General features: G+C 38.4%; 10 protein-coding genes. 1 reads left to right on the top strand and 9 read right to left on the bottom strand.

Annotation, left to right across the window (positions count from 1 at the left end; genetic code table 11):
• Positions 1 to 292: 292 nt before the first annotated feature.
• The 4 genes from WA338_RS08265 to WA338_RS08250 form a co-directional block, all read right to left on the bottom strand.
• Positions 293 to 2,116, bottom strand: a complete 1,824-nt coding sequence (locus WA338_RS08265; protein WP_273016228.1) for an ABC transporter ATP-binding protein — start codon at positions 2,114 to 2,116, stop codon at positions 293 to 295.
• Positions 2,117 to 2,270: 154 nt separating this feature from the next.
• Positions 2,271 to 3,989 (bottom strand): phospho-sugar mutase, encoded by a 1,719-nt coding sequence (locus WA338_RS08260; protein ID WP_273016230.1) that lies wholly within the window; start codon positions 3,987 to 3,989, stop codon positions 2,271 to 2,273.
• Positions 3,990 to 4,040: 51 nt separating this feature from the next.
• Entirely contained in the window at positions 4,041 to 4,991 is a 951-nt protein-coding gene (locus WA338_RS08255) for a glycosyltransferase family 2 protein (protein ID WP_009779964.1), read from the bottom strand.
• Between the two features lie 7 nt (positions 4,992 to 4,998).
• Positions 4,999 to 5,526, bottom strand: coding sequence for a DUF4199 domain-containing protein (locus tag WA338_RS08250; protein ID WP_040533362.1), 528 nt, complete (start codon positions 5,524 to 5,526; stop codon positions 4,999 to 5,001).
• Positions 5,527 to 5,733: 207 nt separating this feature from the next.
• Here WA338_RS08250 and WA338_RS08245 point away from each other — a divergent pair, with 207 nt between their 5' ends.
• On the top strand, positions 5,734 to 5,985 hold the full coding sequence (locus WA338_RS08245) for a type B 50S ribosomal protein L31 (RefSeq protein ID WP_009779966.1): 252 nt from the start codon (positions 5,734 to 5,736) through the stop codon (positions 5,983 to 5,985).
• A gap of 76 nt (positions 5,986 to 6,061) precedes the next feature.
• Here WA338_RS08245 and WA338_RS08240 read toward each other — a convergent pair whose 3' ends face one another.
• The 5 genes from WA338_RS08240 to WA338_RS08220 all read right to left on the bottom strand — a co-directional run bounded on the left by WA338_RS08240 (position 6,062) and on the right by WA338_RS08220 (position 12,643).
• Positions 6,062 to 6,286, bottom strand: a complete 225-nt coding sequence (locus WA338_RS08240; protein ID WP_009779967.1) for a DUF6095 family protein — start codon at positions 6,284 to 6,286, stop codon at positions 6,062 to 6,064.
• Positions 6,273 to 7,094, bottom strand: coding sequence for an N-acetylmuramic acid 6-phosphate etherase (gene murQ, locus WA338_RS08235; protein ID WP_009779968.1), 822 nt, complete (start codon positions 7,092 to 7,094; stop codon positions 6,273 to 6,275). Before murQ ends, WA338_RS08240 begins: the two co-directional genes overlap by 14 nt.
• A gap of 41 nt (positions 7,095 to 7,135) precedes the next feature.
• Positions 7,136 to 7,945 (bottom strand): DUF4249 family protein, encoded by an 810-nt coding sequence (locus tag WA338_RS08230; RefSeq protein ID WP_009779969.1) that lies wholly within the window; start codon positions 7,943 to 7,945, stop codon positions 7,136 to 7,138.
• Entirely contained in the window at positions 7,945 to 10,305 is a 2,361-nt protein-coding gene (locus WA338_RS08225; RefSeq protein ID WP_272985246.1) for a TonB-dependent receptor, read from the bottom strand. The genes WA338_RS08230 and WA338_RS08225 overlap by 1 nt, the downstream gene beginning before the upstream one ends.
• 112 nt (positions 10,306 to 10,417) lie before the next feature.
• A complete protein-coding gene (locus WA338_RS08220) occupies positions 10,418 to 12,643 on the bottom strand; it encodes an NADP-dependent isocitrate dehydrogenase (RefSeq protein WP_272985245.1) in 2,226 nt (741 codons plus the stop codon).
• Between the last annotated feature and the right edge of the window lie 352 nt (positions 12,644 to 12,995).

Here is a 12,995-nt window from a genome sequence, read left to right as displayed (position 1 = left end):
TTTAAAGGAATTAAGATATTTTGGAGTTAAAACTATAAAACTTCGATTAAAAACATTAAAAAAAGGATAAAATACATATTCCTCTTGTGGGTTAGCATTTTTGAATATATATTTGACTCACTTTAAAGTAAGAGAATGCGTTAATTAATATTGTTGTAAAGATTGAAAAACACTTAGAACCTTTTTTGCCCCAAGTATTAAAGATGATTTTAACCCAACGTAAGAACTTCACAACAATAAAAAAATCCGCATCAAACTGATGCGGATTTTTTGTTTTTAGCCTGTTTTGAAACTACTCAAAAGACTGCATCTCAACGAGCTTTTTGTACGTCCCATTTAAGGCGAGGAGTTCTTGATGTTTTCCTTGTTCTACGATTTTTCCTTTTTGCATCACAATGATCTGATCTGCATTTTGAATGGTAGATAGTCGATGCGCGATGACAATTGATGTTCTGTTCATCATCATATTTTCGAGCGCTTTTTGAACTAAGCGTTCGCTTTCAGTATCTAAGGCAGAAGTCGCCTCATCTAGAATCATAATTGGCGGATTTTTTAGAACCGCTCTTGCAATAGACAAACGTTGCTTTTGACCACCACTTAATTTGTTTCCGCTGTCGCCAATGTTGGTATCCAGTTTTAAGGGCAATTCGTTTACAAACTCCCAGGCGTTGGCTACTTTGAGTGCAGCGATCACTTCATCGTCACTGGCATCAGGTTTTCCTAACAAAATGTTGTTACGCACCGTATCGTTGAATAAAATTGAATCTTGTGTTACCAATCCCATTTGAGCGCGTAAAGAAGCTTTGGTAAGTTGTTTAATATTTATTCCGTCGAGTTTAATGGCACCTTCATTAACATCATAAAAACGCGTCACTAGATTGGCAATTGTACTTTTACCGCTACCGCTTTGTCCTACTAAAGCAACTGTTTTTCCTTTAGGAACAACTGCACTAAAATTGGTAAGCACGTTTTCATCTTCATATTTAAAGGAAACATTTTCAATATGCACAGCATCGTGAAACTCTTGTGCAGTTATTGCATCAGGAGCATTTTTTATAGTTGTTTCTGTATTTAAAACGGAAAGTATACGTTCTGCTGCTGCATTTCCTTTTTTAACGCTGTACGATGCTTTACTTATTTGTTTTGCCGGCGTCAGGATCTGGTAAGAAAGTCCTAAAAACGCGATGAACTGTGAGGCTTCAAGCGAACCTTCAACAAGGACCATATGTCCACCAAACCATAAAATCACCACGATCACAAAAATCCCTAAGAATTCACTTGTGGGAGAAGCAAGGTTTTGCCGATTGATCAAACTGTTTAAGATACTGTTCAAGCGCGTAGTACTGCCTCTAAATTTTGCTCTAAACTGATTCTCACCGTTGAATCCTTTAATGATTTTAAGACTGGAAAGCGTCTCTTCAACTATAGACAAAAACGTACCATTTTCTTCCTGCGCCTGGTTAGATTGTTTCTTCAACGATTTACCAATGCGAGAGATTATTATACCCGAAATGGGCAAGAAAACAAAAACGAACAACGTAAGCTTCGGACTTAACACGAGCATCATAAGAATGGTGAAAATGATGGTCAATGGTTCGCGTACTACCATTTCTAGAATAGAAAGGAAAGAGCGCTCTACTTCATTTACATCAGCCGTTATTCTTGAGATGGTATCTCCTTTTCTTTTTTCAGAAAAATAAGCAACCGGCAATTCTAATAACTTATCGTAAATAGCATCACGTACATCACGCATAACCCCATTGCGTAAAAACGTAATAAAGAAAGTAGCGAGATAACCGAAGATGTTTTTTAGAAAAAACAACACGACCACGATCCCGCAAACAAGAACTAGAGAAGATAATTCGTTTTCTGCAACCTGCTGACTGACATAATAGTAAAATGAATTGAAAAGATAATCTTTAACGCCGCTCCAACCGTCCCAAACGGGAAGTTCGTTAACGCGTTTTGCTTTGTCAAATAGAATATCGATTACAGGAATCAATGCCAGAAAAGAAAGTGTACTGAAAATCGCATAGAGAATGTTGCACACAATATTTAAAACCGCATATTTTTTATACGGTTTTGCAAAAAGCATTATTTGTCTAAAATAATTCATATAAATGTCCCTTAAAATCGGGTTTAAAAAAATCGCCTCAACAAATCTGACCTAGCAGAAATGGTGAGGCGAATTTACTTCAATTCTTCTGGAATCGATATTTGTTTAGCTTAAGATTCCTTCAGAAGTAGATTTATATATAAGAATCAGAACTTTAAAGTCCTAATTCCTTGCGTATTCCTGCTATTTTAGCATCTAATTTTTCTTCTACGCTATTTAGATCTTCTAAGCTTTTAGCTTCGTCGTTCACGCTGATGTAGAACTTGATTTTTGGCTCGGTACCACTAGGTCGTGCGGCTATGCGCGATCCCTGATCTGTGTGGTAGATTAAAACATTAGATTTTGGAATATCAATGTCTACAGAAGTTCCGGTAGTTGTTTTTAACGATTTTGAAGAAGCATAATCATCAATTTGTACCACTTGCTCTCCGTTGATCGTAGTTAACGGATTCTCGCGTAAATCGATCATTGTTTGCTTGATTTCTTCAGCCCCAGAGATTCCTTTTTTAACTAATGAAGTCAGATCTTCTTTATAGAAACCATGCTTCACATAAAGGTCTTGTAATTTTTTGAAGAAAGAAGCTCCTTCGCTTTTAGCTTTTGTTACAATTTCACAAGCGAGTAAAGTAGCGGTAACCGCATCTTTATCGCGCACAAAATCACCTACCATATAGCCAAAACTCTCTTCACCACCACCAATGAAATTCTGGTTAGGATGATCTTTAATCATTTTGGCGATCCATTTAAAACCGGTAAGTCCCAATTTACACTCAACACCATAAGACTCTGCCAAAACATCCATCATAGGCGTAGAAACTATTGTAGATCCAATAAACTCGTTTCCTTTAGGCTTGTTGTTTGAGAAATACAGGTCTAATAAGAAATCGGTCATCACGACCATAGTTTGATTTCCGTTAAGAAGTTGAAGCTTACCTTTGTTATTACGCACAGCGATACCCAGACGGTCACAGTCAGGATCTGTACCTATAACTATATCTGCATTTTTTTCTTCAGCCAGTTCTAGCGCCATCTTTAATGCTTCCGGCTCTTCTGGATTTGGAGATTTTACCGTTGGGAAATTTCCGTTAGGTGTACGTTGTTCTTCAACAATATGTACATTTTTATAACCGGCACCTTTTAAAACCTCAGGAATAATGGTTACTGAAGTCCCATGTAAGGGTGTAAAAACAATTGTAACATCATCACGGTGCTTATCAAGTTCTGCAAAGCTTCCGTTTTTCAGTGAAGCTTCGATAAATGCCTGATCGACATCTTTGTCTATATAAGTGATGTGTTCTTTTTTTGCTGAAAAGTTTACCGCGTCGTAATCAAGACTTTCGATCTCTGCAACAATTTCTGAATCTTGTGGTGGAACCAACTGGCCGCCATCTTGCCAATATACTTTATATCCATTGTATTCCGGTGGGTTGTGACTAGCTGTAAGTACAATACCACAGTGGCAATCTAAATGTTTTACTGCAAAACTTAATTCTGGAGTAGGTCTTAGATCGCTAAATAGAAATACTTTAATATCATTTGCTGAAAAAACATCTGCTACAACCTGAGCAAGCTCTTTACTGTTGTTACGACAGTCGTAAGCTATTGCTACTTTAGGGGTTTCGCCGGGAAAAGCTTCTTTTAGATAATTAGATAAGCCTTGGGTGTTTTTACCAAGGGTGTATTTGTTGATGCGATTGGTTCCCACGCCCATAATACCGCGCATTCCACCGGTACCAAATTCAAGGTTTTTATAAAAACTCTCATTCAGCTCGTCAGCATTTGCATCGATAAGTTTTTGTACTTCATTCTGGGTTGCGGAGTCAAAAGTAGATGAAAGCCAAGCTTTTGCTTTCTCAATAATTTCAGAATTCATAGGTCAAAAGTTGTTTGAATCAAAAATAGGAATTTTCAACCTTACTAGGCTTTAGTTAAATCCCTTTTTATCTTTTATTAAATAACGTGGTCGCTCGTGTTTTGTGCGTTGCACAAGTTCGCCCAAAAATCCCGCGATAAAAAGTTGCATACCAATGATCATACTGGTTAGAGCAATGTAAAATTGTGGGCGTTGGGTTAAAAGTCGTGCTGTAGGGTTAATAAAAAGTTTGTCAATACCTAAGTAAGCTACCAAACCAAACCCGATGATGAACATTATGGCTCCTAAGGTTCCAAATAAATGCATAGGGCGTTTAGCGAAATGTGTAGTAAACCAAATGGTTAACAAGTCGAGGAAGCCTTTAATAAAGCGGTCTGCACCAAATTTTGTCTGGCCATACTTTCGAGCCTGATGTTGAACAGGTTTTTCTGTAATGTTGATAAAACCGGCGTTTTTTGCGAGCAACGGGATATAGCGGTGCATGTCACCATAGACATCAATATTTTTTACAACTTCATTGCGGTAGGCCTTTAAACCGCAATTAAAATCGTGTAATTGTAGTCCGCTTGTTTTGCGAGCTGCTGCGTTAAATAGTTTTGAAGGAAGGTTTTTTGCTAATACAGAATCGTATCTCTTTTTCTTCCATCCTGAAACAATATCATAGCCTTCTTGAGTTATAAGGCGATAAAGTTCAGGAATTTCATCTGGACTGTCTTGTAAGTCGGCGTCCATAGTGATGACCACTTCGCCTTCAACAGCCAGAAAACCGGCGTTGAGGGCCTGACTTTTTCCGTAGTTACGGTTAAAACAAATTCCTTTTACAAATTGATTTTGTTGGGCGAGTTGTTCAATTTTTTGCCACGAGCCATCGGTACTTCCGTCATCTACAAAGAGAAGCTCATACGTGTAACCTTCTTTTGAGATCACACGTATGAGCCAGTCGTATAGTTCTTGTAAAGATTCTTTCTCGTTAAGTAAGGGTATAACTACCGATAACTGCATATAAAATTTATTGGTGCGGATTGTTACGCTTCAAAATTAAACCACTTATAAGAGAAATAATAAAGCCAAAGAAAATTCCTGCTACGATCTGAAATGAAGATTGTACCCAAGGTTGTGAAAATTTCCCGGCAAATTCCATTGCTTGATCAATTTGAGCTTCGGTCATATTAGGTTGTGAGTTGATCATCGTTTCCCTTTGTTTTTCGATGATCAATTCGGTAAAACCAGGTTCGATAACGGTAAGGAACACATAATTATAAAGCGCGCCTAAGATTGCACCGATTAAGGCAATACCGACACCAACTTTTAATGCATCCTTCAGATCCATAAAACCACCGTTTCCATTTCTATATACTTTTTGCCCGTAAGAAATACAAGCTATCATAATTAGGAAACTCACTGCAGCGGTCATCCAGTTCTGATCAAGTAGCGAATTGGTCACATAAAGTACTACTGCTAAAATAATAGTAAGAAGGCCTAAAAGTCCGCCATAGGTTAGGGCTACTTTTCCGGTGGTTAGTTTTTGTTCTTCCATAAGTAAAGGATTAAGTTTGTAAATGTACATATAAGGGTCCTATAGACCTAGTTTTAATAATTGTTGATAAGTAAACTTCTAAGCAAAATTGTTACAGGAAATTTCTTTTAGAATAAAATTGTAATTAATTATTTAAAACCCCTTGTCAGATTATAAATTATTTCTAAATTTGCACCTCAAAATTGAGCAGATTTTAAAGCATTTACGATGAAAAAAGAGATACATCCAGAAAATTATAGAGTAGTAGCATTTAAAGACATGTCTAACGACGAGGTTTTTTTAACTAAATCTACTGCTAACACAAGAGAAACTATTGAGGTTGATGGTGAGACTTATCCTTTAGTAAAATTGGAGATCTCTAGAGCATCACACCCATTCTACACCGGTAAATCTAAATTGGTAGATACAGCTGGTCGTATTGACAAGTTCAAAAACAAATACAAGAAATTCGCTAAATAAGCGATTCTCATATCATTTTAAAAAGCCTTTGCATTTGCAAAGGCTTTTTTTGTGCTTTGATTTGTGTTTTCTAAGCTTAGTTCTTATCAAAAAGCGCATTCATAATGCGATTGATTCCTTTAAAGGCAAAATAAATGGCCAATGCCGCAGCGATAAAACCCAAAACCAAAACAGGAATGTACAGTGGGTGCTCACTGTTTTTAAAAGCCTGATAGATAATTCCCGGACCCAAGAACATAAATAATAAGGACGTTGCCATCGTACGAACGCCTTTTGCCAATGCTTCTTTATTTGTTGCCATGTTGATACTTAGTTACCGCGGCTCTTACCGAACCGTTTTCCTTTAATAATTGTGCTGCTTCTTCGGTGCTTACCGGTATTTCAGCCTTAATCATGCGTATGCCACGATCTACAAGTTTGTCGTTGCTGAGTTGCATATCTACCATCTTATTTCCTTTGACTTTTCCTAGTTGGATCATCGCTGTGGTAGAAATCATATTAAGCACCAGTTTTTGAGCGGTTCCTGCTTTCATGCGGCTGCTGCCGGTTACAAATTCTGGGCCTACTACAACTTCTATCGGAAAATTGGAAGCTACGGCAATAGGGCATCCTTTATTGCAGGTGATGCTTCCGGTTGAAATCTTGTTTTCATTACAAGCGTTTAAAGCGTGTAGCACATAAGGTGTCGTTCCTGAAGCAGCGATTCCGATTACAAAATCTTTTTCGGTAATCTTATGTGCTTTAAGATCCTCCCAGCCTTGCGTGGTACTGTCTTCAGCATTTTCAACTGCTTTTCGTATCGCAGTTTCACCACCAGCGATCAAACCTATAACCAGATCGTGAGAAACTCCAAAAGTAGGAGGGCATTCTGAAGCATCAACAACTCCTAATCTTCCGCTTGTGCCGGCACCCATGTAGAATAATCTTCCGCCTTGTTTCATTTTGGCTATAAGCGCTTCAAGTAAACGTTCAATTTGCGGTAAAGCCTGTTCCACCGCCATAGGAACTGTTTTGTCTTCTGCATTTATATTTTTTAGCAGATTTGTTACACTCATCTTCTCTAAATCAGTGTAGTTTGAATCTTGCTCGGTAGTTTTAGTAAAGCTCATAATTGCTTTAGAAATGTAAATAGTTGCTGTTGCAAGTTAGTTTATTCAATAATTATGGAGGCCGAATACACAGCTCCAATCGCAAAATAGCCTAATGGATAATGTTCTTTATTGGTCGTGTTGACGATGTTACCACGCACGGTAGATGGTGGCGGTACAAAAGGATTTCCTGAAGCTTGCCCGGTTTGATTCAATAGCACGGTCATATAATCAAAAAAAGGTTTATTGATCCCTATTAAATCAATGTCTAATGTATCTTGAACGTTTAAATCTTCATAGAAATAAGAAAATGAAAACTGCCGATCTTTATAAAAAGTGTCTTCGCTTGCGAGAAACTGCCCTTTATCCAGATCAAAAAGATAGAAATTATCTTCATTTGCAAGGTCTGTGTAAGTGATGACCACTTCAGTCTCATCTTCAGAAAATAAACTTTCTTCCCCTTGAACGACAGAGTCTATAGGAACGGCAGGAAAATACTGTGTGCTGGCCTCATAAAGTTCTCCTTCGTATTCAATATTTAAAATCACGTTGCCTGTGGTAAGTTCTGATCTGGGGAGAACCGTGCTGTAAAATCCGTTTTCTTCGGGTTGTAGCGTGTACGTTTCATTACTCGTGGTTAAAGACACCAGAGCGTCGCTAACTGTGGGAATCGTATCTGCATAATAGCTTGCAGTGCGCGTGAGTTTTAGATAAGCCTCGACCAGAAAGGTATCATTGTCGGGAATGCGCATCAAAGCATCTACCACGAGGCGCTCTTCGGTTGGAGGAAGATCTACATCTATAGCTTCTTGACAACCGACAAGGAATAGCATTTGAAAAGCGCAAATCAATAAAAAACCAACTCTTCTCATCAGAATTTGAAATTATAGGTTACCGAAGGAAGAATACCGAAAATAGACGTGCGTAAAGCTTCATTTGCTCCTGTATCTTCATTCGTTCTAAAGGTGATCGATGCAGCATTCATACGGTTATAAACATTATAAATACTGAAAACCCACTCGCCTTTAATCGTTTTGTTTTTATTTTTTGGGGTTAAAGTTGCCGAAAGATCCAGCCGATTATAAGAAGGCAACCGCTGTTGATTTCGGGTAGCGTAATTGGCGATGGTCAATCCTTGAAATTGCGATTGGCTCACCGGAAAATTTGTAGGTTGCCCGGTTTGAAACACAAAGTTTGCATTGAAATTCCATTTTTTATTCAATTCAAAATTGACATATGCACTGATATCATGCGTTTTATCATAGGCTGAAGGATACCATTCGCCATTATTAATACCGGTTTCTTCTGGCGTTCTTCCCGGTGTTTGTTGCTCACTACGCGATAGGGTATAAGCGAGCCAGCCTGTGAACTTTCCTTTGTTTTTCTTTGCAAGAAATTCAAGACCGTAGGCTCTGCCTTTTCCACTTAGCACTTCGCCTTCAATAGCATCATTGGCAATTAGTTGTGCGCCGTTTCTGTAATCTAATCTGTTTTGAATGTCTTTATAAAAGATTTCAGTCTCTATCGAATATTCATTATTCCTTATCTTTTTAAAATATCCTAAAGCATATTGATCGAGCAACTGTGGTTTGAGATAAGGCCCACTGGGTGCGTAGACGTCAAGCGGAGTAGGGGCGTTGGTGTTTGAGATTAAATGTAAATATTGCGCCATTCTGTTGTAGCTCGCTTTAAACGAACTGTTATCATTGATCAAATAAGATAAGGAGGCACGAGGCTCTAAATTTGTAAATGTGGCCAGGGTGCCCGTATTCGTTTGGACTTCTACAGGCGTAGCAGGTTGATATAATTCGAGTTGGTCGTTATAATTTAAGGCTTGATCATTTAGATAGCGATTGAAAGCATCTTGACCCAGACGTGTAAAATGACTTAAGCGCAACCCGTAGCGTAGCGTGAGTGCTTCAGAAATATCATGTTCTGCTTCTGCATAAACTGAAAATTCATTGGCAAATTTATGCGTGAGTTGAGATGGGTTTATTCCAGAATCCGGTCGGTTGGGAATGATCGTGGCGGGATTGAATCGGTAATAAATATTGTTTACTCCGTAGCTCAATTTGATCTCACTATTTAGATAATGTTGAAAATCATATTTTACATTGAAATTCCGAATTCCTGAATCGTATTGAAAACCAACAAAATCAAGTAACAGTCCGTAATAATAATCAGAATAAATCAGCGAAAGGTTAGAGAAGAGTTTGTCTGAAAAAACGTGATTCCATCTTAGATTGATTGTGGCATTTCCGTAAGTATTCAAAAAACTATCGCTCACTCCAAAAAGGTCACGGCCAAAATATCCTGAAAGATAAAGACTGTTTTTATCATCAAAATTATAATTCAGTTTGGCATTCAGATCATAGAAATAAGCCTTGTTATCAATATCGAATAGCGGAAGAAAAAGATGCGCATATGAAGCGCGCCCGCCCACAAGAAAAGCCGATTTGTTTTTGACAATAGGTCCTTCGACTAAAAGTCTACTGGCGACGGCTCCGATTCCACCATTGGCGTGAAACTTTTTACTGTTTCCTTCTTTCTGATAAATATCAAGGACTGAAGAAACTCTACCGCCGTAGCGTGCAGGAATTCCGCCTTTATAAAGCTTAAGATCCTTTATCGCATCAGGATTGAACACAGAGAAAAAACCGAAAAGATGCGAAGAGTTAAAAATGATCGCTTCGTCGAGTAAAATAAGGTTTTGATCAACTGCGCCACCGCGCACGTTAAATCCAGAAGCACCTTCGCCGGCATTGGTTACACCAGGTAATAACAAGATCGATTTAATGACATCGGCCTCACCCAGCACCACAGGAATTTGCTTGATCGTTTCAGCAGTTAGTGCATTCACGCTCATTTGCGGTTTTCTAATACTCAACTGTTCTACATCTTCCTGAATGATGACCTCGTCTAGGGTTTCGGTGCTTTCATTCAGTGAAAAATTCAGCTTCTTGTTTTCTGAAAGTTGAAGAGGTTGCGCGATGTTTTCAAAACCTATAAAACTTACTTGAAGCGTGTAATTCCCTTCTGGTAAGGTGAGGGAATAAAAACCATATTCGTTAGTTACCGCACCCTTGTTGAGTTCAGGAATGATAACATTTACGCCAATCAAGGTTTCGTTAGACGCGGCAGAAGTAATCGTACCGCTTATAGTGTAGTTCTCTTGCCCCCAAATGTTGAAACATAGCAAGAGCAGTAGCAAAGACCAATAATTGTTTTTCAAGCTTTTTTTTATCAAAAATAAGAGACTTAAAGGTTTGAAACACAGAATTAGTAAAATAAAAAAAGGGCTACCGTAAAGTAACCCTTCAATTTATATTGCCTTCTAGAAAAACCTAGGAGTTGATGATCGCGTTAAGTGTTTCACTTGGGCGCATTGCTGAAGACGATTTCTCTTCATCAGGGAAATAATATCCACCAAGCTCTACTTCGCTTCCTTGAGCATCTAACAGTTCCTGAAGAATTTTTTCTTCATTTTGTTCCATTTCACTAGCGATTTCAGCAAAGTGAACTTGCAATTCCTTGTCTTTATCCTGAGCTGCTAATGCTTGTGCCCAATAAAGTGATAAATAGAAATGACTACCACGGTTATCAAGTTCATTAACCTTACGAGAAGGAGACTTTTTGTTATCTAGGAATTTGATCGTTGCCTCGTCAAGCGTTTCAGCTAAAACTAAAGCTTTTGCATTGTCGTTTGTATTTCCTTCGTGTTCTAAAGAAACCGCTAAGGCAAGAAATTCTCCAAGAGAATCCCAACGTAAATGTCCTTCTTCTACAAACTGTTGTACGTGTTTAGGAGCAGAACCACCGGCACCGGTTTCAAATAAACCACCGCCATTCATCAACGGAACGATAGAAAGCATTTTTGCGCTGGTGCCTACTTCAAGAATAGGGAAGAGGTCTGTGTTGTAATCGCGCAATACATTTCCGGTAACCGAAATAGTATCTTTTCCTTCTTTCATACGTTTCAGGCTGAAGCGGGTAGCTTCAACAGGAGACATAATTTGAATATCTAATCCTGCAGTATCGTGATCTTTTAAATAAAGTTCAACTTTTTTGATAAGTTCAGCATCGTGTGCGCGGTTTTTGTCAAGCCAGAAAATGGTAGGAACACCCGTTGCTTTTGCACGGTTTACAGCAAGTTTAACCCAGTCTTGAACAGGAGCGTCTTTCGTTTGACACGCTCTCCAGATATCACCTTCTTCAACAGCGTGTTCAATAAGCACATTGCCGGCAGCATCAACAACCTGAACAGTTCCGGCTTCAGCAATTTCAAAAGTTTTATCGTGAGAACCGTACTCTTCAGCCTTTTGAGCCATCAGTCCTACGTTAGGAACAGTACCCATTGTAGTAGGGTCAAAAGCACCATGTTCTTTACAGAAGTCGATGGTTTCTTGATAAATTCCAGCGTAGCTGCTATCTGGGATAACCGCTTTAGTATCTTGAGATTTTCCTTCAGCATTCCACATTTGCCCGCTGTTTCTGATCATTGCCGGCATAGAAGCATCAATAATCACATCACTAGGAACGTGTAGATTGGTAATTCCTTTATCAGAATTTACCATTGCCAGGTCAGCACGATTTTCTAAAGTAGTCAAGATCGCTTGCTCTACTTCATTTTTCTTAGCTTCAGGAAGCTTGTTGATGTCGTTTAAAAGGTCGCCTAAACCATTTCTGGTGTCAACACCAATTGCTTTAAGATCTTCTCCAAACTTCTCAAAAACTTCTTTAAAATATACTTTTACAGCGTGGCCAAAGATGATAGGGTCTGAAACCTTCATCATGGTAGCTTTCATATGTATTGAGAATAAAATCCCTTGGGCTTTTGCATCTTCAATTTGCTCGCTTAAGAACTCAAGAAGCGCCGCCTTGCTCATTAAGGTTGCATCTATAATTTCACCTTCTTTAAGCGCTAAATTCTCCTTAAGTGTTTTTTTGTTTCCTGCAGCGTCAATGTGAATGATATCTACTGAAGTCGCTTCTGGTAACGTAACCGATTTCTCATTGGCTCTAAAATCACCACTGGCCATAGTAGCTACGTGTGATTTGCTGTCTTTTGACCAAGCACCCATACTGTGTGGGTTTTTACGAGCATATTCTTTAACCGGTTTAGGAGCACGTCTGTCTGAATTACCTTCACGCAAAACAGGATTTACAGCACTACCCAAAACTTTTGCATAACGTTGCTTGATTGCCTTTTCCTCTTCAGTTTTTGCTTCTTCAGGATAATCGGGAACCGCAAAACCTTTTGCTTGCAATTCTTTGATCACAGCAGTAAGCTGTGGTACCGAAGCACTAATATTAGGAAGTTTGATGATATTAGCTTCCGGGCTCTTTGCCAGTTCGCCAAGTTCTCCAAGGGCATCGCTTACTTTTTGTTCTTCAGTAAGAAAATCTGGAAAATTCGCAAGAAGTCGAGCGGCAAGAGAGATATCTTTAACCTCAAATTCGATATTGGCAGGCTTAGCAAATTTACTTATGATAGGTAGAAAAGAATGCGTAGCTAACGCCGGAGCTTCATCAGTTTTGGTGTAAGCTATTTTAGATGTTTTGGTTGACATAAAAATGAGTTCGTTTAATAAATCTTGATTTTAATTCCGTCACTAAAAGGGGTGCTTTCTCTTATTTGAAGGTTTTTTTATTTAAAAAAATTCAAGAATAATTTGTGGATTGCAAATATAGAATTTTCGTGTAGATTTTAACACTTAAATTCTTCTTAAAGCCTGTAAAATTGGGAGTAAGCTTTAATTTGTGAACAGATAAGATATATTGTAGTGTAAAATGAAAAAAGCTCTGTTGCGATAATCACTAGCGCAACAGAGCTTCTAATGGTTTGACTTTTTACCGGTGAACCCTTGAAGTTCCTGAGACAAGAATATTAGTACTTGCACCGTAAATCAAAACATAGGGATT

Origin of the sequence: Leeuwenhoekiella sp. CH_XMU1409-2 (genome assembly GCF_037029365.1) — a bacterium.
In the GTDB taxonomy this organism is placed as follows: Bacteria; Bacteroidota; Bacteroidia; order Flavobacteriales; family Flavobacteriaceae; genus Leeuwenhoekiella; species Leeuwenhoekiella blandensis.
Note: the sequence above shows the minus strand (reverse complement) of the source record. Positions and strands in the feature narration are given on the sequence as shown.